Source organism: Streptomyces sp. JK94, assembly GCF_053613315.1.
On the sequence record NZ_JBSICH010000017.1, the window covers coordinates 158,372 to 181,721 of the forward strand.

Sequence of the window (23,350 nt, forward strand, 5' to 3'; positions counted from 1 at the left end):
CGCGGAAAGCGGCGGCCGGGCCCGGGTGCACACCCACGGGTCACCCCGGTCAACGCGGCAGGATCTTCGGGGGCCGCGGCAGGGCCGTCGGGACCGGCCGGCCGGCCGGTCGCGGGCCCGCCGCACCGAAAGTCGTCCCGCCCGCGCTGTCCGGCTCGTTCACGGGGCATGCGCACGGGTGGGGGATCGCCCTCGCCCGCCCCGACACGAGGAGCAACCGCACCGTGGGAACCGCCGTCCACGTTCCACAGACCCGGGACATGCTCGGAGACGAGCTCTCCGGCGACGAAGCCCTGACCGCCCTGCGCCGGTACGGGGGCCTGCGCCTGCTGACCGACTCCTTCGCCCGGTTCCGCTTCGCGGACGGCTTCACCAACGCCCGGGCCCTGGCCTTCCAGGTCGTCCTCGGCCTGGTCCCGATCACCATCGTGCTCGTCGGCCTCGCCACGTCGGTGCACACGGAGGGCGTGGGCCGGGTCATCGAGCTGACCCTCGGCCGCATCGTGCCGGGCGCCAGCGCGGACGTCGTGGCGGAGGCGTTCGAGGGCACCCGGCGCAGCGCGGACAGTGACGCGTGGAGCACGCTCGCGCTGTGGCTGGGCCTGGCGTTCGCCGTGCTGAACCTCGCCTCGGCCATGGCGCAGATCGAGCGGGGCGCCAACCGCATCTACGGCATCGAGCGCGACCGGCCCTTCCTCCGCAAGTACACAAGGGCGCTGGTGCTCGCGTTCACGGGCGGCCTGCCGATGGTCCTGGGGTTCCTCGTGCTCGTCGCGGGCGAGACCGTCGGGGACGCCGTGGCCCGTTCCGTCGGCGGCCGGGAGGGCGGCGACGGATGGTGGGGCGTCCTGGACCTGCCGGCGGGGCTGCTGCTGGCCTGGGTCGCGTCGGCGGTGATCCTGCGCTGGTCCCCCCGCCGCGACCAGCCCGGCTACACCTGGCTGGCCTTCGGCTCCGCGGTCCACCTGGTGCTGTGGGTCTCGGCGACCTGGCTGCTCGCGCTCTACGTCGGCCACAGCGGGGCCTTCGGCGCCGTCTACGGTCCGCTCACCGCCTTCATCGCGCTGCTGCTGTGGGCGAACCTCACCGCCGTGGCGCTCTTCCTCGGCATCGCGTTCGCCGCCCAGCTGGAGGCGGCACGGGCCGGCCTCCGCACGCCGGTCAGGCCGGACCCGGGCCCGGGCGCCTGACGCTTCCGTCCGCGGCGACCGCCCTCCGCGGGAGGGAGACCTGGGCGAGGCGTTCCCGTGCACCCGTCTGATCGGCCGCTCCGGCCCGAACCAGCGCGGGCCCGGTGTGCCGTGGATGCGGGAACGGTTGTCCGGCCGCTCCGGCCCCGCCGCCCGGGAGAAGACCATTTCGCCGAGCCGTGCGCGGGGTGCGGGACGGTGTTCGCCGGGAGAACGTCTCCTGGCCGTGGAGCCTTCTTCGCCCCACTGCGGCCGGACGGCTCACACGACTACGTCTGCTCCGGTCAGGCGGCCGGAACGTCAGGCGCAGGCCCAGGCCGACATTCCCTGCAGACGGGCGAGGCGCCGGGCGACGGCGATCTGTTCCCCGCGGGTGGCGAGATCCGCGCGCGCCGCGTACTCGCGGCCCCCCGCGGCGGCCCAGCTGGACGGCGCGAACTGGAGACCGCCGTAGTAGCCGTTGCCCGTGTTCGCCTGCCAGTTGCCGCCGGACTCGCACGCGGCGATGGCGTCCCAGTCGGTGCGCTGGTGGACCGACGGCGAGGCGCCGGCTTCGCCCGTCGCGGCCAGCGCGAGTGCGGCGAGCGCGACCGCCACGGCGGTCCGGACGCCACGTCCGCGCGAACTGCGTGTCTCGCTCGTATGAGCATGTCGTCTACAGATCATACGAAGACTGTTACACCACGTGACGGCGCGGCGGTGCGCCCACCACCCCGCCCTTACGCCGGCCGGAGCATGCGAACCATCCCCGCCGTCCGGCCGGACCGACCGGCGCGGGCCGCCCCGCCGTCCCGGCTCAGCGCAGTCCTCGACGGCTTCCGGAGCCCCTTGCACCGGGTGCGCGGCACAGGGACCGGGCGCGGCCACCGACGGTGCGGAGCCGGCCCCGGCACCCGCCGGGAATCGTCGAGGCCGTGCGCGCGGGTGACGCGACGGCCGCCGGGACGACCGTGCACCGGCACTCCGACGACGGTCACGGCCGTGCGGCGCAGCGCCGGGCAAGCCCCCTCGTTCGTGTGAAGAAACACGAGGACGTCCTCCAGTCGGGTGACGGGCGCGCGGAGGAGTCCCGGCGCGCCCTTACGGTTTCGCGGTGACCTCGATCTCAGCTGACACGCGCCCCCTGCGAACCGCCGACCTCGGCACGCTCGTCATCATGTCCTGGAGCCGGGAGACCCCCGACGGCGACGTCCCCTTCCTCCTCGTCTGCTCCTTGGGGGACGGCGACGGCGGTCCGGAGGCGACCCCGGAAGCCGTCGAGCGGCTGCTGCGCCATTCCGGCATCACCGTGGGGGACGGCGTCCTCGACGCCACGGGCCTGACCGGCCTGCCGGTGACGTTGCTGGTCGTGCCGGGCGCGGCGGCGCTCACCATGCCGGGCGTCAACGCCCAGTTCGTTCCCACGCCCGAGTGGCGCAAGGCGGTCGACGAGCGGGGGTACGCCTGCCTGATCTTCGCCACGCGTCCCTGGTCCGGGGGCGAGCCCGGCGACGGCGAGGCGGTCGCCGCCTTCGCCAACGACGAGGCCACGCTCTCGTCCGCGGCGCAGGTCGTGCTGCCGGTGCGCAGCCTGCGGAGCTGACGGGCCGGACGGCGGCGCGCCGCCCGGACAGCGGGGAAGCACACCCCGCTCAGCGGGGGGCGCCGCCGAACTCGATCTCGTTCCCGTCCGGGTCCCGGTACCTCGCCTTGCGCACACCGTTCGCGTAGGTCTCCCGCTGCACCGGTTCCAGCCCCCGCCCGGCGATCGCGGCCACGCGGCCGTCGAAGTCGTCGACGAAGACGGTGTGCATCGCACGGCCGGCGCGACCGGGCCGGTGCTCGACGAACAGCGAACGGTGCTCCGCGAGTTCCCACACCGACTCGGTGTCGCTCGCCACGAACGTCGGCGGCGAGCCGAGCAGCCGCTCGTACCAGGCCAGGGCCACGGCGTAGTCGCTGACGGGGATACCTGCGAAGAGGTCGACGGTCATCCCGTCAGTATGGGCCCGGCGCCCTGCCCGCACGCCGCTTCGCTGCGGGGAGGCTCACGTCCACAGCTCGTCGCTGTCGCACACCCGGGCGCCCATGTTGCGCTGCATCATGCGCAGCGCGGCGTCCGCGAGATCGGCGTGGATGTGGGCGACCGCGTCGCGCGGCACGATGACCTGCAGGTGGCGGATGTGGGCGTCGAGCGCCGAGTACAGGACACACTGTTCGGTCACCTGCCCGCACAGCACCAGCCGGTCGATCCCCTGCTGGTGGAGCAGGTACGTCAACGGCGTCTCGTAGAAGACGGAGTGGCGTGCCTTGAGCACGAAGAGGGAGGACTCGTCCGGCTGCAGTGGCTCCACGAGGCGTGCGTGCGGCCCCGAGAGGGCCTTGTCGAGGAGCTCGCCGTGGTGCGAACGCCACTCGCCGAAGTTGTCGTTGACGTAGATCACGGGGACGCCCTGCCGCCGTGCTCGCTCCAGCAGGCCGGTCACCGTCGGCAGGACGGATTCCACGGCGGGAATCAGCGACTCGGCGTCTTCGTGGTCGTAGATGTTGATCATGTCGATGACGATCAGCGCGGTCTTGCTCATGGTGCACAGGTTGCCACTGTGCGGCGGGAAAACCGCCGTTTCCGGCCGACGGCGGGGCGAGGACGCCGCGGCGTTCACCGGAGGGCCCGGTCCGAGCACGCCGCCGCTTCCCCCGCCTCGAAGGGGTCCTGCGCCCAGGGCGCCGGTGCCAGCCCCTCGTTCCAGTCGCGCAGCCGCCCCTCGTTCACGCAGATGATGCCGCACTGTTCGGCATAGTCCGCGGCCGGTTCGGTGAAGTCGCTGGTCGTGACGAGGACCGCCACGTCGGCTCCGTGGACGGTGAAACAGGTGCCGCCGAAGCGCTGGAGGTCCTGCGAGCCGACCTTGTTGTCGTCCCCGTAGCGCTTGCACTGGATCACGACACGCCGGCCGTCGGGAGTCACCGCCGTCACGTCCGCGCCGAGATCGCCCGCTCCGCCCACCACCTCCACCTCGGCGCAGCCGTCCCGTACACAGAGCGCGGCTATCGCCTGCTCGAACTCGTCGGGGCTGACTTCCTCGTGTGCGACGGCCACCACGGTGGTGGGCTCCGGGGGGTCCACCACCACGGCGGGCTCCTCGGAGCCGCGGGTCCGCGGCCCCGGCACGACCGCCCGTTCCTCCTCCAGCACGTCCAGGGCCGTCGCCGTGGCCTCCTCCAGGGCGCCGGTGGTACGGCGCGCCAGCCCCCACGCGGAGAGGCCGCGGCGCCCGCGCCGGCAGAGGATGCCGGCCACCACCAGCCCGAGCACCAGGACGGCGGCCCAGGCGGGGCGCCGCTCCGCGACGTCGAGCGCCATCCGCCCGACCCAGCCCACGACGCACAGGCCGACAGCGGCGAGCCCGAAGAACATGGCCGTCGCCCGGAGGTCGAAGCGGCGCCCGGAGCGGCCCGGGTGAGTGCGGTGCTCAGGCACGGTCACGGTGGTCAGTCCTCCCTGCGGCCGACAACAAGATCGCTCACTTCGTCTGCCCAGGAACCACCGGCTCACCGTGCTTTCATGACACGCCGTCGGATGGCTCATCCGACCTGCGTGCGAATCTTCCGGGCATAACGTGTGGAATATGAAGAAATGCCATGTCGTGTACCTGGTGTGCACCGCAACGATGATCGGAACGGGACTCGGCGCGGCTCCGGCCCCCGCCGGTCGCACGACCCACGTGGTCCACCCCGGAGAGTCGATCCAGAAGGCAGTGGACGCGGCCGTCCCGGGTGACACCGTGCTCGTCACTCCCGGCACCTACCACGAGAGCGTCACGGTGAGCACGCCCCGGCTCACCCTGCGCGGCATGGGCCGCACCACGGTGATCAGGCCGAGCACCAAGAAGGCCGCCGAGGACGACGCCTGCGCCGGCGGCGGCAACGGGATCTGCGTGTTCGGGACGAAGGACCGGAACGTCAAGGGCGTCACCGTCGCCGGCCTGACGGTCACCGGCTTCACCCGCACCGGTCTGCTCTCCGCGGCCACCGACGGGCTGACCGTGCGGAACGTGACGGCGGTGAAGAACGGCGTCTGGGGCATCGCCCAGGAGCGGTCGGTCCACGGCATCTTCCGGGGCAACACCGCCCGCGACAACGGCGACGCGGGCATCTTCCTCGCCAACACCATCACGGCCGAGGAAGGTGCCGCGGACACCCAGGGCACGGAGGTCGCGCACAACCGGGTCGAGGGCAACCGGATCGGCATCACCGTCCGGCGGCTGCGCAACCTCGCCGTCGCCGACAACCACGTCACCGGCAACTGCGCGGGCGTGTTCGTCGTCGGCGACGAGAACAAGCCCAAGGCAGGCGACCTGGTCGTGCGGGACAACCACGTCGTGCGCAACAACAGGTCCTGCCCGAAGACCGAGCGGCTGCCCGCCCTCCAGGGCTCCGGCATCGTCCTGACCGGAACCGAGAAGGTCCTGGTCGCGGACAACACGGTCGAGGGCCACTCCGGCAAGTCCCCGCTGTCGGGCGGCATCGTCCTGTTCAAGAGCATGGTGGGCGTCACCGGCGAGAAGAACGAGGTCAACGGCAACCGGCTGCGCGACAACGCCCCCGCCGACCTCGTCAGCACCGAGACCGGGGACGCCGCCAGGAGCAACACCTTCGAAGGCAACACCTGCGGTACCTCCAAGCCCGCCGGTATGTGCTGACCCCCCCCCCAGCCACCCGTGGACCGAAATAGGAAGGAAAGCGGCACATGACGACCGCCCAGACTGCCCCACCCCCGCCCATGCGCCTGCGGGAGCTCGTGTTCGGGGCGGCATGTGCCGCCGCCCTCCGCGCGGCCGCCCGGCTCGGCGTCGCCGACGCCCTCGGTGACACCCCGACGTCGGTGGACGACCTCGCGGCCTCGGTGAAGACCGAGCCCGGGCCGCTGCGCCGGCTGCTGCGCGCCCTGACCTGTTACGGCGTCTTCGCCGAGCGGGAGGACGGGACCTTCGCGCACACCGACATGTCCCGGCTGCTGCGCGAGGACGACCCGCACAGCCTGCGCTACATCACGCTGTGGTGCACCGAGCCGTGGACCTGGGACGCGTGGCCCCGGCTCGACGAGGCGGTGCGCACCGGCCGCAACGTCGTCGAGGGCCTGTACGGCAAGGAGTTCTTCACCTACCTCAACGAGGACGCCCCCGAGTCGGCCGAGGTCTTCAACCGCGCCATGACGACGTCCAGCCGGCAGTCCGCCCAGGACGTGGCGGCGCTCCTCGACCTGTCGGGGAGCGCGTCGGTCGTGGACATCGGCGGCGGCCAGGGGCACGTCGTGGCGAGCCTGCTGGAGAAGTACCCGACGATGCACGGCACCCTGCTCGACCTGCCGCGGGTCGTGGAGAACGCCGACCCCCGGCTGCGCGAGGGCGGACCGCTCGCGGACCGGGTACGGATCGTGCCCGGCGACTGCCGTGAGGCGGTCCCCGTCCGGGCCGATGTGTACATCATCAAGAACATCCTGGAGTGGGACGACGACAGCACCGCCCGCGCCCTGCGCAACGTCATCGGGGCGGGCGGGCCCGGGGCGCGGGTCGTGGTCATCGAGAACCTCGTCGACGACACGCCCTCGATGCGCTTCAGCACCGCCATGGACCTGATGCTGCTCCTCAACGTCGGCGGCGCGAAGCACACCACCGACAGCATGGTCGGCCGGCTGACCGGCGCGGGCCTCGTGATCGAAGACATCCGCCCGGTCAATCCCTACCTGCACGCGTTCGACTGCACCGTGCCCGAGTGAGCTGACCGCAGACGCACGCGCGTCGGCCGCCGTACCGCGGATCGCGGTACGGCGGCCGAGGTGTCCACGGCCTGCGGCGCGGCTCAGGCGTCGGGTGCGCGGCGGTCGGTGACGAGGTCCATGCGGGCACCCTCGAGAGCGTGGGCGAGGCCGCCGTCCGTCGCGGGGAAACCGTTCGGACCGTCGGCGCCGCCGTCCAGGAGCGTCGTCAGTTCGGTCACCCGGCCGGGGTCCGGGAGGCCGAGGGACACCGCCGGGTCACCGGCGGCCTCGGTGCCGCCCCTGACGTCGACCAGCCGTACCACGACGTCGTCGCGCTGGAAGATCGTGCTGCACAGGACCGGGCTGTTCGGATCGTCCGCCGCCCTCTCGTCGTGCTCGGCGAGCAACTGGGCCAGCCGCATGCCGCGGCCCGGCCGCGCCGGGTACGACAACGCGTGCCGCTGGGCCGCCGGGTCCTCCTCCCCCGCCGTCACGTGGTGGACGGCCGGCAGCGCCGCCCGCGTGTAGAAGACCCGCGCGGACTCCGGGTCGCCGAGGTCCCGGTCCTGCTCCAGGTAGGGGTTGAGGGCCTCCTCGACGGCCCGCACCTCGGGCTGCTGCGCCACGTGGCGCAGGGCCGCGAGCAGGTCGCCGCGCACCTCGATGGCCCGCACCACCCGGTTGCCGTGCAGGAACAGGGAGGTTCGGCACAGTCGCGTGGTGTCGTCGACGCGCGGTTCGGGCGAGGAGTAGCCGGCGAGGAGCGCGGCGACCGCTTCCTCACTGCCCGGCTTCACCGTGAAGGTGAGCGCGTGCCGGATCACACCGTCACCGATCCGGGGGGCGGTCTGGAGCCCGCCGCGGGCGGTGTCGGCGCCCTCGGCCGGGTGGCTCGTCTCGCGGACCACGTGGAAGCGCAGCGACCTGGTGTCGCGCACACAGCTGTGCAGCGGCTTCACCATCCGCACGTGCTCCTCGCTGCTGACCCAGTTCAGGAACGGCGGGGCGCTCTCCCACTCGCTCGTGATGAGCCACTGGGACGGGTTCTCGATGGACTGGCACAGCTGCTCACCGAGGTGCCCGGGGACGGACTCGACGTGGCTGCGCAGCTGCTCGTACGTCTCGAGGAACTGCTGCTGGGCCCCGTCGTAGACCTCCACCAGCAGGACGACACGGAGTCTGGAGCCGTCGAACACGGACTGGGAGACATGGTGCGACACCTGTCGCGTCAGCGGTTCCGAAGCAGGGGTGGACATGGTGGTCATCCTGCGCACATCTCCTTCGCGGGGGCGGAACTGAACGTCGGCCGCGGTGATGCGACGCCAGCGTGCCTCGATCCTGTGCCCGGCCCCGGTGACGCGCGACCCGTGTGCACTGCGCGGGTGACCTGCGCGGTGCCGGAACGGCGTACGGCCTCAGGTGAGGTGCGCGAAGACCACCAGGTTGTCCGTGTAGTCCTTGGCCTTGCGGTCGTAGTCGCCCGCGCAGGTGATGAGCCGCACCTCGGCCCGGTCCGTGTCGCCGTACACGCGCTTGCTGGGGAAGGCGTCCTTGTCGAACGTCTCCAGGGCGTCGACCACGAACGACGCCTTGCGTCCGTCGGCCCTCTCGACGTGGAACACGTCGCCCTCCTCCAGCCGGTCGAGGCCGGCGAAGACGGCCGCGGACGTCTTCGTGTCCACGTGCCCGGCGATGATCGAGGTGCCCCGCTCCCCGGGGGAGGCGCCCTTGGCGTACCAGCCGACGAGGTTGGTGTCGTCGGGCGGCGGAGCCTGGAGCTGCCCGTTCGCGCCGATGGCGAGGTCGGTGAAGGGGGCGTCGACGGAGATCTCCGGGATGAGCAGACGCACCGGCTTGGACCGCGGCAGGTCCGTCCCCGTACGGCCGACGGCGGACGGAGCCGTCCCCGTACGGCCGACGGCGGACGGGGCCGTCGCACCGGGCTGTGCGGCTAGCGGGGGCCGGGAGGTGTCGGCCGACGTGTCGTTGCCGCCGATCAGGCTCACCGCCAGGACCAGCAGGGCAGCGGCGCACAGCACCGTCGTGCCGGACCGGGGCGCCTGCCCGGCCGGCGCCGGCTCTTCGCCGGCGGGGGAAGCAGGGGGGACTGCCATCGGGGACCACCTCACTAGGGCACGGCAGCAGGGCGGAGGGGAACGGGGGAGCGAGCCGGGCCGCCGCGCGGTGCCTGGGCGGCGGCCCGACCGTTATCTCGCCCGGCACGGCTCACGCCGCTCCGCGAGCCGACTTCCTGCGCCGGACGGCGTACAGACCGGCGCCGGCGACGGCCAGGACGGCCAGCCCGCCCGCGGTCGTGGTCGGGGTGTCCAGCCCGCCGCCTCCGGTGTGCATCCCGCCGCGCGGCTTGTCGTGCTCGCCGCCCCAGGACTTGCCGCCCTCTTCCTGCTTGTAGGTCTCCGAGCCCTGCTTGGAGCCGCCGTCCCAGTCGCCTCCGTTCACCGCGGTCAGCGCACCACCACCCGTGTGCATCCCGCCGCGCGGCTTGTCGTGGTCGCCGCCCCGGGACGTGCCGCCTTCCTCCTTCTCGCCCTTCTCGCCCTTCTCGGAGGCCTCCGAGCCCTGCTTGGAGCCGCCCTCCCAGTCGCCCTCGTTCACCGCGGTCAGCGCACCACCACCCGTGTGCATCCCGCCGCGCGGTTCGTCGTGCTTGCCTGACGTGTCGTGCTCCTTGCTGTAGGAAGAGTCGTCGTGGTCCCAGTCGCCCCCGGTCGCCGCGTAGGCGCCGGGAGCACCGACGACGAGGACGGCCGAGGCCGCCGCTGTGGTCAGGAGCATGCGAGCAGAGCGCATCTGAGATTCCTTCCGTCATGGCCGGGCAGCTGGTGCTTCGTCAGCCGAGGGGACCCGGCCCCGACGTGAATCACCGTCAGCCAGCTCGCCGTCTCGCACCACTCAAGGGGCTCAGCCGGGTGAACGTTCACCCGTCCGCCTCCCGCGAGCGGGGCGGACGCGGACCCGGACGGACCCGTCCGGGGTGCACCGGCCGCAGGGCGTCGCGGACGGGAGACAGCGGACGACCCGCGGTGTCCACGACGCCCCGGCCCCGAGGCCCCGCGTCGGCGGTCGTCCTCACCGGGGCGGTCCGGGCAGGTGCTCGGCTCCGATCCGGCCGGCGGCGCCCGGCGGCTGCGCTCGATCGGTCGACGGTCCGCGAGAACCTCGCCGGGTACGGGGGCTGGTGTGGCCGTGAACAGTTCCTGCGGCGGCGCCGGTGAGGGGGCGAAGCCGTGACCCTCGCGGCTGCGTGTGCCGGGGGCTCGGACGCGGTGCCCTGTCCCCTGCTCGTCCGGATCGGTCCGCGTCGGGTCCCCCACCTCGGGGTTCTTCCGACAGCGAGGCCAACGGCCCCCTCAGCCGGCCGGCCCGGCGCGGATGCGCACTGCTGCGGACGGCGACCCGCTCGAAGACGCCCGTCTGTCCCGGGTCGACGTCGACCCGGGCCCGCATTCGGCCGACTGCGAGGGCGGTGGCCGGGCCGGGGGTCCGAGGGACCGGGGGCCGGGTGCCGTCCCGTGCCGGGGTGGCTCCGTCGCCCCGCCGGGATCAGGACGCGTGGCCGACGGCCCTGCCGCTCATGTCGTCGGCGAGCGTCACCGCGGCCCTCATGCGTTTGCCGACCGGCTCCCGGTGCACCTCGAAGCTCTGGCAGACGGCCATCACGATCTCCAGTCCGTGCCGGCCGATCCGTCCCGCGTCCGGGGCCCCGGCCACCGGCAGCACCGGGTCGCTGTCCCACACCGTGACCTCCACCCGGTCCTCGGCCAGTTCGAGATCGACCACCGAGGGGCCGGGCGCGTACTTGCAGGCGTTGGTGAGCAGCTCGCTGACCACCAGCTGCACCAGGTCCACCGCGCGGTCGGGCACCGGGCGGCCCTGGGCCGAGCGCACCCGTGCCAGGAACCGCCGGGCCAGCTCCCGGCCCCGGGCGATGTCGCCGGGCCTGCCCTCGTACTCCGCCGAAACCCTGACCAGCTCGTCCGCCCACTGGTCCCTGCTGCGGGCAGCCCCGTCCATGCGATCCGCCCTCTTCCCGAGCCTTGACCGTTACGCCAGCCGTCTACCCCGAAACGCGGGAAACACCGGAGACGGACGTGATGTCGGCGGACAGCGGCTCTACGGCCGCGTGGGGCGCAGAACGGGGCAGAGGAAGCCCAGGGCGTCCCGGTGGGCCCGCAGCCGTCCGGCGCGGTGTGCGGCGGCCTCCTCGGGTGCCTGCACGCTGCCCGGGCCGGCGGGGTGGTCCAGGGCCCACGAAGCCAGTGACCCGGTCCAGGACCACTCGCAGTCGTCCAGCCAGTGCGAGATGCTCGCACCCGGCTGTGCGGTGCCCGGTGACACACGGTGCCGGGCGCCTGTTCGCCCGTCGCGGCGCACTGCCCGCCCGGCCCTTGGACGCCCTTCCCGCACAACCGCCGCGAGGACGGGGGACGCACGCGTCGACCACAGTGTTCGCGCGCCGTCCAGTGCGTAGCACTCCTCGCGGTTGTGCAGGTCGGCCCATGAGCCCGGCAGGGACGGGTCGCCTCCGGGGACATATCAGGCAGGGGTGCCGCCTGCGTCGCGCACCTGGAAGCGGGCAGGAAGGTACGGGACGAACCAACCAATACGGTCATCGCCCACAACCGTGGGTTGTGGAAGTAGGGTGACCGCCGTGGATCTCATCGCCGTACGCACCTTCGTCGCCGCCGCGGAGGCGGGGCAGTTCCAGATCGCCGCAGCGCAGCTGGCGATCACCCAGCAGGCCGTCTCCAAGCGGATCGCCGCGCTGGAGAAGGACCTCGGGGTGCCGTTGTTCGCCCGCACGGCGCGCGGTGCGCGGCTCACCATCGACGGGCAGGCGTTCCTCCCGCACGCGCGTGCGCTGCTCGACGCCGAGGAGCGGGCCGCCGCGTCGGTACGGCCCGGCCGGCGCCCACTGCGGGTCGACGTGATCGGCAGGCGGCTCGCCACGGCCGGCATGCTGCGCGAGTTCCACCGCGCCCACCCCGAGGTCGACCTCGACGTCGTCATCCTCTTCGACGCCGGCGCGGACGCGGCCGTGAGCGCCATCCGCTCCGGGTCGATCGACGCGTCCTTCCGGTGTGTCGCCATGCCGGGACAGGAGATCCCCGCCGGCATCGAGGCCACGCCCGTCCTCGACGAGCCGCTCCAGCTGTTCACCGGGCCCGCCCACGCGTTCGCGGCGGCCCGGGCGGTGACGCCGGCCCAGCTCGCCGGTCATCGCATCTGGATGCCCGGGAACGCGCCCGGCACCGAGTGGTCGGCCTACTACGACGCACTCGCCGCCGAGTTCGGGCTGACCATCGACACGATCGGCCCCGACTTCGGCGTCGAGGGCCTCCTCGACACGATCGCCGGGTCCTCGACGATCGCGACGTTCCTCAGCGAGCACACCCCGCTCGTCTGGCCCGCCGTCCACGATCTGCGGCGCATCCCCCTGCGCGACCCGACACCGGTCTACCCGCACTCCCTGCTCTGGCACGCCGACAACCCGCATCCGGCTCTGGCCTCGCTGCGCGCCTACCTCGCCGCCCGGCCGTCCGGCCGCCTCGACACGGAGGTCTGGACGCCGCCGTGGGCCCTGCGCCGCCATCCGCGGGACGATCACGCCGGGTCCTGATCCCCCCTGTCCCCGACTCGGCTGCTTCGGGTCTGGCCACGGCCGGGCCCGTCCGATCCCGTGACCACGTCATCGAGCCGGGCGGTCGCCGGTGCCGCGCGGCACCGGGCCGGGGGGCCACGAGGTGCACGACGAGAGCCACTCGGCTCGAAAGGCCGCCCGGCCGGGTATGCCGACCGGGGACGGCCCCGGCCGGCATGCCCGGCCAGCCGGGCACCGGACGGGACATGGCAGGTGCACGATCACGCGGTCGCCCGGGCCCCGCTGCGCGGTCCCGGCACCGTACGGGCCGGACCCGGCATCGAGACGGTGGAGAAGCTGCCGCAGCGGATCCGCCGGCCCCTGCTCCACCGGGACGGCCCCGAACACCGGGAACACCGCGGGCAGACCGAGCGCTTCTCAGTCGTCCGTTCGCGACGGGCGGTGTCCGCATGACCGGTCAGCCGCGCGTCGCCTTCCAGGAGGCGATCGGCGGTTACGAGATCCGCGGACCGACCGTGGCACTCCCCCGGCCCGGTCGCGGCTGGCCGGCCCGGGGGCACGGGTACGGCGTCAGCCGCCCAGGGCGCCGAGGACGACGATCTTGGCCTCGTCCTGCACCTGGCGGAGGTGCTCCGCGCCGCGGAACGACTCCCCGTAGATCTTGTAGACGTCCTCGGTGCCGGAGGGCCGGGCGGCGAACCAGGCGTTCTCGGTGGTCACCTTGATGCCGCCGATGGGCGCGCCGTTGCCCGGTGCCTCGGTGAGCACGGCGGTGACCGGCTCCCCGGCGAGGGTGTCGGCGGTGACCTGGGCCGGGGACAGCTTGGCCAGGCGGGCCTTCTCCTCGCGGGTGGCCGGGGCGTCGATGCGCGCGTAGGCGGGTTCACCGAAGCGGGCGGTGAGGGCGGCATAGTGCTCGGAGGGCGTCCTGCCGGTGACGGCGGTCATCTCGGAGGCGAGCAGCGCCAGGATGATGCCGTCCTTGTCGGTGGTCCACACCGAGCCGTCCCGGCGCAGGAAGGACGCCCCGGCGGACTCCTCGCCGCCGAAGCCGAGGGTGCCGCCGGCCAGTCCGTCCACGAACCACTTGAAGCCGACGGGGACTTCGACCAGTCGCCGGCCGAGGTCGGCCGCCACCCGGTCGATCATGCCGGAGGACACCAGCGTCTTGCCCACGCCGACGTCCGCGGGCCACTCGGTGCGGTGGGCGTAGAGGTAGGCGATGGCGGTGGCGAGGTAGTGGTTGGGGTTCATCAGCCCGGCGTCCGGGGTGACGATGCCGTGCCGGTCGGCGTCGGCGTCGTTGCCGGTGGCGATGGTGAAGCGGTCGCGCTGCTCGATGAGCGAGGCCATCGCGTGCGGCGACGAGCAGTCCATGCGGATCTTCCCGTCCCAGTCCAGCGTCATGAAGCGCCAGGTGGGGTCGGTCAGCGGGTTGACCACCGTCAGGTCGAGGCGGTGCTGCTCGGCGATCCGGCCCCAGTACGCGACGGAGGCGCCGCCCAGCGGGTCGGCACCGATCCGCACGCCCGCCGACCGGATCGCGTCGAGGTCCAGGACGTTCGGCAGGTCGCGGACGTAGGCGCCGAGGAAGTCGTGGCGGCCGGTGCCGGGGGCGGCGAGCGCACGGGCGTAGGGGACGCGTCGTACGTCCTTCAGGCCGGCCGTGATGATCTCGTTGGCCCGGTCCTGGATCCAGGAGGTGGCGTCCGAGCCCGCGGGGCCGCCGTTCGGCGGGTTGTACTTGAAGCCGCCGTCGGCCGGAGGGTTGTGCGAGGGGGTGACGACCACGCCGTCGGCCAGGCCCGAGGTGCGGCCGCGGTTGTGGGTGAGGATGGCGTGCGAGACCGCGGGGGTGGGGGTGTAGCCGTCCGCGGTGTCGACGAGGACGGTCACGTCGTTGGCCGCGAACACCTCCAGTGCGGTGATCCGGGCCGGCTCGGACAGGGCGTGCGTGTCGGCGCCCAGGAAGAGCGGGCCGTCGGTGCCCTGTGCGGAGCGGTACTCGCAGATGGCCTGGCTGGTGGCGGCGATGTGGTCCTCGTTGAACGCCGCCGCGAGGGACGATCCCCGGTGTCCGGACGTACCGAAGGTCACACGCTGACCGGGCTCGGCCGGGTCCGGGTGCAGGGCGTAGTACGCCGTCACCAGCCGGGCGACGTCGATCAGGTCCTCGGGGCCGGCCGGCTTCCCGGCTCGGTCGTGCTGCATGCGCCCACTCCTCCGCGTCGGTCGGGCATTCGCTCGCGGACCATCTTCCCCTGTCCGGCGAGCGGTACCGGACGTTCCCGGCCGGGTCGGGCCGGATGCCGGCAGCGTGAAGGAGGTGCCCCGCCCGCACGGGCCGCCACGGCCGCCGGCCCGCCGTCGTCCGCCGCGTGGTGACGTGCCGGCGGTACGCCACGGGCCCGGTGGGCGGTCGCCGCGGGTGCGGGCGGCCGACGGGCCGGGCTGCGTGGCGTCGCCGTGCGGGGCTCAGATACGGCCGCCGGTGAGACGGGTGAGGGGTCCGTGCGTGTGGCGTCCCGCCCGGCGGCCCACCGCGTAGGACGCGGCACTCAGGGCGGTGATGCCGGCTCCCACGCCCGCGGCGACGGCCTTGCGGTGGGCGATGACCGTCCACGCGGTCTTCGCCGTGGCCGCGACCTGCCCCGAGGTGGTGACGACCGCCTGGCGGCCGGCCTCGACGCCCTTGGCCGCCGTCTGCATGGCGCCGTTCGCCGCGTCCGCCGAACGCCGGGCACCCGACGTGGCCGCCGACGCGGCGTCACCGCCCTTGTCCGCGGCGGCCTGCCCGGCACGCGTGGCGGGGGCGGTCGCCTTGTCCGCGGCGTTGCGGGCCTTGGACTCGGCGGTCCGTGTGGTGGTGGCCTTCTGGTTCGTGTCCTTGTTCGGATCGCTCATGGACACCGCATTGCCCCTCACTCCGGCGGCAAACACGTATGGTTCGCCGGATGCTCACCCGGCGTCCACCGTCCGGGACTTGACGTACCGGGCGGCCTGCGCGGCCCGACGCGCTCATCCACCGCGTCGCCCTCGCGCACGACCACGCAGGCTTCTCTGCCCTGCACCTCCGTCACCGCCTCGGCCCGCTCGGCGCGGTGGACGAGACCCGCGCCGTCGTCGGTGCGGCGGGCACCGGGCCCGGTACCGTCGGCGACGCGCCGGCGGGCGGCGGCCCTCGTCGACGGCACCGGGCACGCCGTTGCCGTGGGGCAGGAAGCCCGGGGTGCCGGTGATCGGGCGCGGTTCGGAGCCGGAGGAGCCGGTCGCGCCGCCTGGTCGTCCCGGCCCTGCCGCGTACGACGGCGGGCGCTCCGGCGGGGCAGCCGGGCGCGCACGACGGGAGCAGCGGGGTCACGCCACCCGCTGCTCCCGTCGTACGTGCCACGGTGTTCACGCGCTGCCTGCCGCGCCGGGGCGCGGGACGCTCAGTCGCCGTCGACGTCCTCGCTCAGGACCTCGCCGTTCGTCGCGTCGACACCCACGGTCGTCTTGTCCCAGGTGTCGGTCGACACCACGTCCACGGACCACATGACCTTGCGGTCGTCGTTCTCGTCCAGCTCGACGTGGGTCACGGTGCCCTTGGCCCGGTCGGTGGCCGCCTTCACGGCCTGCTGGGGCGTCTGGGTCGCCTTGTCCAGCCAGTCGGCGACCTGCTGCTTGTCGTCCGCGTCCTGGTCCTCGGCCTGGGTGCGGAAGACCTTGCCGGAGACCGCGTCGATGTCGATCCGGTGCACCGTGCCGTCGGCGGCGGCGACCTTGGCCTCCCACTCCGGGGCGCCCTGGCTGGGTGCCGGGTTCGGCATGCTCGGGCTGGGCGAGCCGGTCGACGCGGTGGCCTCGGCGGAGGTGCGCTTCAGTTCGAGGTCGACGAGCTTGCCCTCGGGGACCTCCTTGACGGCGGTGTCGGCCGCCTTGTCCCAGGTGACCTTCGCCATCGGGACCAGGGCCTTGCGCTCGGCCTGGTCCTCGGTCAGGGAGGCGGAGGGAGAGGGAGAGGGAGAGGGGGAGGCGGAGTCGGATGCGGTGCTGGTGGGAGAAGTGGTCTGGGCCGCCTCGGCGACACTGGAGCGTGTCGTGTCGGCGTTCGTGCAGCCGGTCATCAGCAGCACGGAACTGCCGAGGGCGCAGAGGACGGCCATCGAACGGAGAGGCGGGAGACGTCGCACAGAGCTCATGCACCTCTCCATAACCATACGAGCTTCTTGTCATACCGATATGGGCGGGAAATCACCGCAATGGCCGACCCCGCTCAGCGGGACGGCAGGCACATCACGCGGCCGTCCGCCGTGACGGACGCGGGCGGACACGGAACGGCGCGGGCACCGGCGTGTTCCAGCCACCCCCGGTACGCGGTGGACTCACGGGCCGCCTCCCAGTACGCGTCCCCCAGCGCCGGGTGGACGGCCTCCAGTTCGGCCCGGGTGCGCGCGGCCGGCAGCAGGCGCACCCCGAGGGAATCGCCGCGCAGGCGCCGTACCGCCGTGTCGGGACGGGACGGGGGGCTGGGCCGGCAGACGGTCACGAATTCGCCGGTGGCGGCGGGGGAGGCCACGGTGTGCTAGTCGCCGTGCAGGACGCGCGGGTCGGGACCGACGGCACGCAGCAGGCGGTGCACGCCGTCCCACTCGCCGTCGACGGTGGGACCGGCCGTCCAGCGGTCGTCCGCCAGGTCGGCGAGACGGACGACGGGCCGGGTGGCCGCGGGGTGTTCGGCGGGCAGCGTGACGAACTGCGGTTCGCGCTCGACGAGGACCCGCAGCCCGCAGCCCCCTCGGGGATGCATCTTCCTCGACCACCGGCAGAACCAGCAGTACGACTCGACCCGCGTGACCGCCCACGGGACCGGCCGCGTGCTCGGCCTCCCCGACCACTGCTCCGGCCCGTGCAGCGAACTGACGTCGGGCGGCGGCCCCGGCCCTGTGCGACCTCGCGGACCTCCTGCCGTCCGGCGACGACCCGTCGGCCGGAGCCCTGTGGAGGCTCGCCGAACCCGGACGGCAACTCGATGCCAACGTCGTCCGCATCCCCCCGGCGGGACGGGTCGACACGCACACGGAACCGGACCTCGACGTCCTGCTGCTCGTCCTCGACGGCGGGGCCGCCCTCGTCCTTCCCGATGACCGGCGGCCCCTGCGCCCGGGGGCCCTGACCTGGCTGCCGAGCGGCTCGACGCGTGCGGTCCTCGCGGGCCCGGACGGAGTGACGTACCTGACCGTGCACCGGCGGCGTCCCGGCATGCGGATCCAGCCGCCGGAGGCCGCCGAACGGCTCCGGCCCGACGGCACCTGAGACCGGGGCCGGCCGGCGGGACGGCGGACTCGGGCGCCCCGCCGGGCACCCCGGTGACCCGTCCGGCCGCGGCCGGACGGGCGTGATCGCGGGTGACCGGCGCACGGCCCCGGTGATGCCCCGCCGCGGAGGACGGTCCGCGGGTCCGCCGCCCAGATGGATGTCCCCGGAAAGCAGGACGGGGCGGGCCCGCCGGTATTGTTGCGCCCGGCCTCCCGGGGCACCCTTCTGGAACGAGGAGGTGGCGGCATGGAGGACTGGCGCGGGTTCGCCCGGCAGATGGCGTCGCTGGCGCGCGATCTGCTGGCCCAGGAATCGGTGAACGACACACTGAAGCGGATCACCGGCGCGGCCACGGAGCTGGTGGAGGGCTGTGACGCCGCCGGCATCCTCATCCTGCGCGGCCACGAAGTGCAGTCGCTCGCCCCGACCGACCAGGTGGTCGTCGACAGCGACGAGCTGCAGGGGCGCCTCGGCGAAGGGCCGTGCTTCGACGCCGCGCGCACGTCCGGGGGGACGCGCCAGTTCCGGATCGCCGACTTCACCCACGAGCGACGGCGGTGGCCCAAGTACGTGCCCGAGGCCCGCAGGCTGGGCCTGGGCAGCATGATGGGCATCCTGCTGTTCACCGAGGAGGAGAACCTCGGCGCACTGAACCTCTACTCCCACGAACCCGGAGCCTTCACCGACGCCAGCGAGACGGCGGGCTGGCTGCTCGCCTCGCACGCGGCGGTCGCCTTCTCCAGTGCCCGTACGCACGCCCAGCTGCAGGATGCGATCAGCACGCGGCACACGATCGGCGAGGCCATGGGCATCATCATGGGCAGCCGGCACCTGACCGAGGACCAGGCCTTCGCCGCGCTGCGCCGGTACTCGCAGGACCACAACGTGAAGCTCCGCGACGTCGCCCGCCGGGTCTGCGAGCAGGGCGGTCTGCCCTGAGGCTCCGGCGCGCGGCCCGAACGGGAAGGCGAACCGGATGGCGTACGAACCCACCACGGCGGGCACACGTCAGCGGTGACCTTGGCCGACTTCCTCTTCACCGTACTCGGGGCCGGCGCGCTCGCGGCGGCCGTGCTCCCCCGGCTGGTGGCCGGGCGACCGCTGTCCATGCCGCTCGTCTTCCTGGCCTGCGGCGTCGCCCTGCAACTGCTCCCCACGCCGGTGCCCGAGATCGACCTGGTGCGCGACCGGGTGTGGGTGGAGCACCTCACGGAGATCTGCGTGATCATCTCCCTGATGGGTGCCGGCCTCGCGCTGAACCGCCCCCTCGGCCTGCGCAGCTGGCGGGCACCCTGGCGGCTGCTCGGCATCACCATGCCCCTGACCATCGCGGCCACGGGGCTGCTGGCCTGGTGGCTCCTGGACTGGCCGCCCGCCGCCGCACTGCTGCTCGCCGCCGTACTGGCACCCACCGATCCGGTGCTCGCCTCCGAGGTGCGGGTCGGCTCGCCCACCGACGCGGAGCACGACGAGGACGAGGTGCGATTCGCGCTCACCAGTGAGGCGGGTCTGAACGACGGCCTCGCCTTCCCGGTCGTCATGGCGGCGATCGCGCTGACCGCGGCGGCGGGCACGGGCCTGTCCGGCGGCTGGATCGGGCACTGGCTGCTGGTCGACATGGTCTACGCGTGCGTGGTCGGTGTGCTGGCCGGTCTGGCCGTCGGCAAGGTGCTCGGCTGGCTCTTCTTCCGCGCCTCCCTGCGGGCGGTCCGACTGTCCGAACACCGGGAGGGCTTCGTCGCCCTGGGTGCCACCTTCCTGTCCTACGGCGTCACCGAGCTCGCCCACGGCTACGGCTTCCTGGCCGTCTTCGTCACCGCGTGCAGCATCCGCGCCGCCGAACGCGACCACGGTTACCACGCCGTGCTCCACGACTTCGTCGAGCAGGTCGAACGGCTGCTGACCTCCGGACTCCTCCTCCTGCTGGGCGTCTGTGTCGCGCAGGGTGCGCTGGCCGACCTGACCTGGCAGGGCGCGGCCGTCGGCCTGCTCGTACTGCTCGTGGCCCGGCCGGTGACCGGGTGGGTCGCGCAGTGGGGGACGGCCGCGGGGCCGCGGGAACGGCTGGTCACCGCCTTCTTCGGCATCCGCGGCATCGGCTCGCTGTTCTACCTGGCACACGCCCTCGGGAAGGAGGGCTTCCACGTGCCCGCCGGGGAGCTGTGGGCCGTGGTGGCCTTCACCGTCCTCGCGTCCGTCGTCCTGCACGGGGTGACCGCCTCCCCCGCGATCGTCCGCCTCGACCGGCTGCGGCTGCACAGGGCGCGCAGCCGCAGGCACTCCGGGCAGACGCCGGACGACGCCGACGTGGCCGGTGAGCGTCTGTGACCGCACCGCTCCAAATGACGTGAAGCGCGCGGTAATTGAGCAAGACTCTTCTCATTGGGATCGCCGACTCTCGTATAGTGTCCGCCAGTTGCGAGCCGTGTGATCGCTGCCTGCCCGCATGCGCCCGAAGGACGACACGAGGGCCGCTCCGGCGGCCTGGCGAGGACCCGATTGATGACCGCGCCCGCCGGCCCCGGCGACCGACTCGCTCCCCGCACCCTCGTGGCCGTGGGCCTGCCCTGCGCGGTGGTCTCGGCACTCGTCGTCGGCGGGGCGGTCGCCGCGGCACCGCCCTCGGTGCGGGTGCCCCTCGGCCTGGGCGCGAGCGCCGCGGCGATCCTGCTCTGCGTGGCGGTGACCGTGGCCGTGCACGCCGTCCGCGGGGAACGGGCCACCCGCCGCCTGCTGGACGCCGCTCGCGCGGAGGTGAACGGCCTCACGCAGGACCGGGCCCGGCTCGCCGAGCGGGCGGAACGGGAGCAGGAGCGCCTGCGGGCGGAGGCGGACCTCGAACGTGCGCGTCTCGTGGCCGAGCACGACCGGGAGCGGGAACGGCTCGCGGACGATGCCGAACAGGAGCGGACACGTCTGGCCGGGCAACGGGCCCAGGAGGCCGCCCGGCTCAGGGAGGAGACCGGCCTGCTGCGGGCGCGGCTGGAGCGGGCGACCGGTGAGCGCGCCGCCGCCGTCTCCGCGACCGCCAACGCGGCCGGCCGGATGCAGGCACTGGCCACGGGCATGCTCGCCGACCTGCGGGCCATGGAGGAGCGGCACGCCGACGAGGACGTCCTCACCGGCCTGCTGCACCTCGACCACCGCACCGCACAGGCGGGCCGGTTCGCCGACTCCGTGGCCGTCCTCACGGGCGCCCGCTCCGGGCGCCGCTGGGCACGGCCCATCGGCATGGAGTCGATCCTGCGCGGGGCGATGGGACGAATCGCCGGCTACCAGCGGGTGCGCGTCCACTCGGCCGGCGACAGCGCGGTCGCCGGGCACGCGGCCGAGGGCGTCATGCACGCACTGGCCGAACTGCTCGACAACGCCGCGAACTTCTCTCCGCCGACGGCCGAGGTCCACGTGTACCTGGAGGAGGTGCCGGCCGGTGTCATCGTGTCCGTGGAGGACAGCGGCCTGGTGATGGGCGAGGTGCAGCTGCGCCGCGCCCAGCAGGCGGTCTCCGGCGAGTCCGCCGGGATCGGTGGTCTGACCGGCACCCGGCTGGGCCTGGCCGTGGTGGGCCGGCTGTCGGCCAAGTACGGGCTGAAGGTGTCCTTCCGGCCATCCGCTCGCGGCGGCACGGGCGTGCTGATGCTCATCCCCCAGGACATCCTGAGCGGCCCCACCGCCGCCCCCGGCCGCCCGGCCCCGGCGCCGGCGGCCTCGCGTCCGGAGGCCGCCGCCCCGGCGGCCCCGGTCCCGACGAGCGCCGAGACGCCTGCCCCGGACACGGCGCTCCCGGCCCCGGCGGATCCGCCGCGCTCCACCGCATCGGCCCACGTCGTGCCCACCGCCCCCGGCAGCCGTGACGTGCCCGCCGCCGCGGGCCTCGAACCGCTGCCCGTCCACGCGTCGGCGGACCGCGAGCCGGCCGCGCCGGACGGCTCCGGCGAGCCGGCCACGGAGCTGCCCAAACGCCGCCGCGGCCGCACCCTCGCCGCGGCGGAGCGCGCCCGGACGACCGCCCGGTCCGCCGAGCCCCGTCCCGCTCCGCCCGCCGACGACGCGAAGGTGCGCGCGGCCCGCTTCAGCAGCTTCCGCCAGTCGGTACGGCCCACCGGCCCCACCGGTTCGCGGGACACCGCCCCGCAGGCGGAGCCCGCCGCACCCGCACCGGCCGGGACGGCCCCCGGCCACCCTGCCCACCCGCACGCGCACCCGGAAGGCGACACCACTTCATGACCGGCTCGACCACCGCCGACGAGAAGCTGACCTGGCTCATCGAGGGACTCCTGGAGCGCACGCCGGGCGCGCGGCACGCGCTCGTCCTCTCCCGTGACGGGCTCAAGCTGTGCCGGACCCCGGAACTCTCCCTCGACCAGGCCGACCAGCTCGCCGCCATCGCCGCCGGCATCCAGTCGCTGTCCCACGGAGCGTCCGTGGAGTTCGGGGACGGCAGCGGCGGAGTGCGCTCGGCCATGACCGAGTTCTACGGCGGCGTCCTGTTCATCGTCGAGGCGGGTGAGGGCGCGCACCTGGCCGTCGTCACCTCCGAGGACGCGGACGCGGGGCTCGTCGGACACAACATGAGCGAGCTCGTCGAGCAGCTCGGGGAGCACCTCACCGCGCAGCCCCGTACGTCGTGAGCCGTCCCGGCAGGGACGACGCACCCGACCGTCTGTACACCCTCACCCAGGGGCGCAGCCGGTCGGGCCCCGACAGCCCCTTCGACCTGGTCACCCTCATCGTCGCCGAGTGCGAGCCGGGACCGGGCCTGCAGTCGGAGCACGCGGCGATCCTCCGGATGACCGAGGCCCCCACGGCGGTGGTGGAGATCGCCGCCGAGCTGCGGCTGCCGGTGAGCATCACCAAGATCCTGCTCTCCGACCTGCACGCCGCAGGGCGCGTGAGTGTGCGCCACCCGCGCAGGGCGGCCGTCCCCGGTCCCGACATCCTGGAGCAGGTGCTCGTTGGCCTCCGCAATCTCTGACGCCCCCACCCCGGCGCGTGCCCCGCTGGGTGCGTCCGCCGACAACGGTCTGAAGATCGTGGTCGTGGGCGGGTTCGGCGTCGGCAAGACGACCATGGTCCGCTCGGTCAGCGAGATCCGCCCCCTCAACACCGAGGAGACGATGACGCAGGCCGGCGAGGCGGTCGACGACGCCAGCGAGGTGCGCGGGAAGACCGCGACGACCGTGGCCTTCGACTTCGGCCGCATCAACCTCGACGCGCGCAACACGGGCGCACGGTCCGTCGGCGGGCGAGTTCGACATCACCCGCACCTCGCCCAGCCGGCACATCTCCTTCGGCCACGGCCCGCACGTGTGCCCCGGCGCGGCCCTGTCCCGGCTGGAGGCCGGCGTGGCACTCCCGGCGCTCTACGCCCGCTTCCCGCGGCTGGACCTGGCGGTGCCGGCGTCGGAGCTGCGCAACAAGCCGGTGGTCACGCAGAACGACCTCTTCGAGCTGCCGGTCAGGCCGGTGTAACCGGGCTCCGCCCGGCCGGGGCCGGGG

Annotated in this window: 24 protein-coding genes and 5 pseudogenes; 15 read left to right on the top strand and 14 right to left on the bottom strand. The window is 73.8% G+C overall.

Annotated elements, in window-relative coordinates:
* The first annotated feature begins 224 nt into the window (after positions 1-224).
* On the top strand, positions 225-1,190 hold the full coding sequence (locus ACVV2G_RS17660) for a YihY/virulence factor BrkB family protein (protein ID WP_453843658.1): 966 nt from the start codon (positions 225-227) through the stop codon (positions 1,188-1,190).
* A 45-nt stretch (positions 1,191-1,235) separates the two neighbouring features.
* Here ACVV2G_RS17660 and ACVV2G_RS17665 read toward each other — a convergent pair.
* Both ACVV2G_RS17665 and ACVV2G_RS17670 read right to left on the bottom strand, forming a co-directional pair.
* Positions 1,236-1,358 (bottom strand): annotated as a pseudogene (locus tag ACVV2G_RS17665) (oxygenase MpaB family protein); the annotation flags it as partial.
* Between the two features lie 132 nt (positions 1,359-1,490).
* A complete protein-coding gene (locus ACVV2G_RS17670; RefSeq protein WP_453843659.1) occupies positions 1,491-1,856 on the bottom strand; it encodes a transglycosylase family protein in 366 nt (121 codons plus the stop codon).
* A gap of 427 nt (positions 1,857-2,283) precedes the next feature.
* Between ACVV2G_RS17670 and ACVV2G_RS17675 the strand changes: the two genes are divergently transcribed.
* The gene (locus ACVV2G_RS17675; protein WP_453843660.1) at positions 2,284-2,772 is read left to right on the top strand and encodes a DUF5949 family protein; all 489 of its coding nucleotides are present in this window, start codon (positions 2,284-2,286) and stop codon (positions 2,770-2,772) included.
* Between the two features lie 49 nt (positions 2,773-2,821).
* On the opposite strand, the gene ACVV2G_RS17680 is transcribed toward ACVV2G_RS17675, so the two are convergent.
* From ACVV2G_RS17680 to ACVV2G_RS17690, 3 genes are all read right to left on the bottom strand, one after another.
* The gene (locus tag ACVV2G_RS17680) at positions 2,822-3,163 is read right to left on the bottom strand and encodes a VOC family protein (RefSeq protein WP_453843661.1); all 342 of its coding nucleotides are present in this window, start codon (positions 3,161-3,163) and stop codon (positions 2,822-2,824) included.
* 54 nt (positions 3,164-3,217) lie between these two features.
* Positions 3,218-3,754, bottom strand: coding sequence for a cysteine hydrolase family protein (locus ACVV2G_RS17685; protein ID WP_453843662.1), 537 nt, complete (start codon positions 3,752-3,754; stop codon positions 3,218-3,220).
* 74 nt (positions 3,755-3,828) lie between these two features.
* Entirely contained in the window at positions 3,829-4,656 is an 828-nt protein-coding gene (locus tag ACVV2G_RS17690) for a restriction endonuclease (protein ID WP_453843663.1), read from the bottom strand.
* A gap of 142 nt (positions 4,657-4,798) precedes the next feature.
* Here ACVV2G_RS17690 and ACVV2G_RS17695 point away from each other — a divergent pair, with 142 nt between their 5' ends.
* Positions 4,799-5,872, top strand: a complete 1,074-nt coding sequence (locus ACVV2G_RS17695) for a right-handed parallel beta-helix repeat-containing protein (RefSeq protein ID WP_453843664.1) — start codon at positions 4,799-4,801, stop codon at positions 5,870-5,872.
* A 47-nt stretch (positions 5,873-5,919) separates the two neighbouring features.
* The gene (locus ACVV2G_RS17700) at positions 5,920-6,948 is read left to right on the top strand and encodes a methyltransferase (protein WP_453843665.1); all 1,029 of its coding nucleotides are present in this window, start codon (positions 5,920-5,922) and stop codon (positions 6,946-6,948) included.
* A gap of 83 nt (positions 6,949-7,031) precedes the next feature.
* On the opposite strand, the gene ACVV2G_RS17705 is transcribed toward ACVV2G_RS17700, so the two are convergent.
* The 5 genes from ACVV2G_RS17705 to ACVV2G_RS17725 all read right to left on the bottom strand — a co-directional run bounded on the left by ACVV2G_RS17705 (position 7,032) and on the right by ACVV2G_RS17725 (position 11,289).
* The gene (locus tag ACVV2G_RS17705) at positions 7,032-8,195 is read right to left on the bottom strand and encodes a SchA/CurD-like domain-containing protein (RefSeq protein ID WP_453843666.1); all 1,164 of its coding nucleotides are present in this window, start codon (positions 8,193-8,195) and stop codon (positions 7,032-7,034) included.
* A gap of 150 nt (positions 8,196-8,345) precedes the next feature.
* Positions 8,346-9,044, bottom strand: coding sequence for a class F sortase (locus ACVV2G_RS17710; RefSeq protein WP_453843667.1), 699 nt, complete (start codon positions 9,042-9,044; stop codon positions 8,346-8,348).
* Between the two features lie 112 nt (positions 9,045-9,156).
* Positions 9,157-9,741, bottom strand: a complete 585-nt coding sequence (locus tag ACVV2G_RS17715; RefSeq protein ID WP_453843668.1) for a hypothetical protein — start codon at positions 9,739-9,741, stop codon at positions 9,157-9,159.
* Positions 9,742-10,494: 753 nt separating this feature from the next.
* Positions 10,495-10,965 (bottom strand): ATP-binding protein, encoded by a 471-nt coding sequence (locus tag ACVV2G_RS17720; RefSeq protein WP_453843669.1) that lies wholly within the window; start codon positions 10,963-10,965, stop codon positions 10,495-10,497.
* Between the two features lie 99 nt (positions 10,966-11,064).
* Positions 11,065-11,289, bottom strand: a complete 225-nt coding sequence (locus ACVV2G_RS17725) for a hypothetical protein (protein WP_453843670.1) — start codon at positions 11,287-11,289, stop codon at positions 11,065-11,067.
* Between the two features lie 313 nt (positions 11,290-11,602).
* Here ACVV2G_RS17725 and ACVV2G_RS17730 point away from each other — a divergent pair, with 313 nt between their 5' ends.
* Complete coding sequence (locus tag ACVV2G_RS17730) at positions 11,603-12,571, top strand: LysR family transcriptional regulator (protein WP_453843671.1); 969 nt, start codon at positions 11,603-11,605, stop codon at positions 12,569-12,571.
* A gap of 234 nt (positions 12,572-12,805) precedes the next feature.
* A complete protein-coding gene (locus tag ACVV2G_RS17735; protein ID WP_453843672.1) occupies positions 12,806-13,006 on the top strand; it encodes a hypothetical protein in 201 nt (66 codons plus the stop codon).
* Between the two features lie 117 nt (positions 13,007-13,123).
* Here ACVV2G_RS17735 and pgm read toward each other — a convergent pair whose 3' ends face one another.
* The 4 genes and pseudogenes from pgm to ACVV2G_RS17755 all read right to left on the bottom strand — a co-directional run.
* On the bottom strand, positions 13,124-14,764 hold the full coding sequence (pgm, locus tag ACVV2G_RS17740) for a phosphoglucomutase (alpha-D-glucose-1,6-bisphosphate-dependent) (RefSeq protein ID WP_453843673.1): 1,641 nt from the start codon (positions 14,762-14,764) through the stop codon (positions 13,124-13,126).
* Positions 14,765-15,028: 264 nt separating this feature from the next.
* A complete protein-coding gene (locus ACVV2G_RS17745; RefSeq protein WP_453843674.1) occupies positions 15,029-15,457 on the bottom strand; it encodes a hypothetical protein in 429 nt (142 codons plus the stop codon).
* Between the two features lie 527 nt (positions 15,458-15,984).
* Complete coding sequence (locus ACVV2G_RS17750; RefSeq protein WP_453843675.1) at positions 15,985-16,734, bottom strand: PepSY domain-containing protein; 750 nt, start codon at positions 16,732-16,734, stop codon at positions 15,985-15,987.
* A gap of 74 nt (positions 16,735-16,808) precedes the next feature.
* A pseudogene (locus tag ACVV2G_RS17755) lies at positions 16,809-17,327 on the bottom strand (LysR substrate-binding domain-containing protein); the annotation flags it as partial.
* A 7-nt stretch (positions 17,328-17,334) separates the two neighbouring features.
* On the opposite strand from ACVV2G_RS17755, the pseudogene ACVV2G_RS17760 reads away from it, so the two are divergent.
* The 9 genes and pseudogenes from ACVV2G_RS17760 to ACVV2G_RS17800 form a co-directional block, all read left to right on the top strand.
* Positions 17,335-17,478: pseudogene (locus ACVV2G_RS17760) on the top strand (snapalysin family zinc-dependent metalloprotease); the annotation flags it as partial.
* A complete protein-coding gene (locus tag ACVV2G_RS17765; protein ID WP_453843725.1) occupies positions 17,477-17,848 on the top strand; it encodes a hypothetical protein in 372 nt (123 codons plus the stop codon). The pseudogene ACVV2G_RS17760 and the gene ACVV2G_RS17765, both read left to right, overlap by 2 nt.
* 249 nt (positions 17,849-18,097) lie before the next feature.
* Positions 18,098-18,790, top strand: a complete 693-nt coding sequence (locus ACVV2G_RS17770; protein WP_453843676.1) for a GAF and ANTAR domain-containing protein — start codon at positions 18,098-18,100, stop codon at positions 18,788-18,790.
* A gap of 75 nt (positions 18,791-18,865) precedes the next feature.
* On the top strand, positions 18,866-20,179 hold the full coding sequence (locus ACVV2G_RS17775) for a cation:proton antiporter (protein ID WP_453843677.1): 1,314 nt from the start codon (positions 18,866-18,868) through the stop codon (positions 20,177-20,179).
* 174 nt (positions 20,180-20,353) lie between these two features.
* Complete coding sequence (locus ACVV2G_RS17780) at positions 20,354-22,078, top strand: sensor histidine kinase (RefSeq protein ID WP_453843678.1); 1,725 nt, start codon at positions 20,354-20,356, stop codon at positions 22,076-22,078.
* Complete coding sequence (locus tag ACVV2G_RS17785; RefSeq protein WP_453843679.1) at positions 22,075-22,482, top strand: roadblock/LC7 domain-containing protein; 408 nt, start codon at positions 22,075-22,077, stop codon at positions 22,480-22,482. The genes ACVV2G_RS17780 and ACVV2G_RS17785 overlap by 4 nt, the downstream gene beginning before the upstream one ends.
* Complete coding sequence (locus ACVV2G_RS17790) at positions 22,479-22,826, top strand: DUF742 domain-containing protein (RefSeq protein WP_453843680.1); 348 nt, start codon at positions 22,479-22,481, stop codon at positions 22,824-22,826. Before ACVV2G_RS17785 ends, ACVV2G_RS17790 begins: the two co-directional genes overlap by 4 nt.
* A 25-nt stretch (positions 22,827-22,851) precedes the next feature.
* Positions 22,852-23,073 (top strand): annotated as a pseudogene (locus ACVV2G_RS17795) (ATP/GTP-binding protein); the annotation flags it as partial.
* A pseudogene (locus ACVV2G_RS17800) lies at positions 23,066-23,323 on the top strand (cytochrome P450); the annotation flags it as partial. The pseudogenes ACVV2G_RS17795 and ACVV2G_RS17800, both read left to right, overlap by 8 nt.
* Positions 23,324-23,350: the final 27 nt, after the last annotated feature.

Excerpts from the sequence above, each read along its gene's own strand:
- ACVV2G_RS17670 (WP_453843659.1), bottom strand. The coding sequence starts at position 1,856 with ATGATCTGTAGACGACATGCTCATACGAGCGAGACACGCAGTTCGCGC.
- ACVV2G_RS17680 (WP_453843661.1), bottom strand. The coding sequence starts at position 3,163 with ATGACCGTCGACCTCTTCGCAGGTATCCCCGTCAGCGACTACGCCGTG.
- ACVV2G_RS17685 (WP_453843662.1), bottom strand. The coding sequence starts at position 3,754 with ATGAGCAAGACCGCGCTGATCGTCATCGACATGATCAACATCTACGAC.
- ACVV2G_RS17695 (WP_453843664.1), top strand. The coding sequence starts at position 4,799 with ATGAAGAAATGCCATGTCGTGTACCTGGTGTGCACCGCAACGATGATC.
- ACVV2G_RS17700 (WP_453843665.1), top strand. The coding sequence starts at position 5,920 with ATGACGACCGCCCAGACTGCCCCACCCCCGCCCATGCGCCTGCGGGAG.
- ACVV2G_RS17705 (WP_453843666.1), bottom strand. The coding sequence starts at position 8,195 with ATGACCACCATGTCCACCCCTGCTTCGGAACCGCTGACGCGACAGGTG.
- ACVV2G_RS17710 (WP_453843667.1), bottom strand. The coding sequence starts at position 9,044 with ATGGCAGTCCCCCCTGCTTCCCCCGCCGGCGAAGAGCCGGCGCCGGCC.
- ACVV2G_RS17715 (WP_453843668.1), bottom strand. The coding sequence starts at position 9,741 with ATGCGCTCTGCTCGCATGCTCCTGACCACAGCGGCGGCCTCGGCCGTC.
- ACVV2G_RS17720 (WP_453843669.1), bottom strand. The coding sequence starts at position 10,965 with ATGGACGGGGCTGCCCGCAGCAGGGACCAGTGGGCGGACGAGCTGGTC.
- pgm (WP_453843673.1), bottom strand. The coding sequence starts at position 14,764 with ATGCAGCACGACCGAGCCGGGAAGCCGGCCGGCCCCGAGGACCTGATC.
- ACVV2G_RS17745 (WP_453843674.1), bottom strand. The coding sequence starts at position 15,457 with ATGAGCGATCCGAACAAGGACACGAACCAGAAGGCCACCACCACACGG.
- ACVV2G_RS17750 (WP_453843675.1), bottom strand. The coding sequence starts at position 16,734 with ATGAGCTCTGTGCGACGTCTCCCGCCTCTCCGTTCGATGGCCGTCCTC.
- ACVV2G_RS17770 (WP_453843676.1), top strand. The coding sequence starts at position 18,098 with ATGGAGGACTGGCGCGGGTTCGCCCGGCAGATGGCGTCGCTGGCGCGC.
- ACVV2G_RS17780 (WP_453843678.1), top strand. The coding sequence starts at position 20,354 with ATGACCGCGCCCGCCGGCCCCGGCGACCGACTCGCTCCCCGCACCCTC.
- ACVV2G_RS17785 (WP_453843679.1), top strand. The coding sequence starts at position 22,075 with ATGACCGGCTCGACCACCGCCGACGAGAAGCTGACCTGGCTCATCGAG.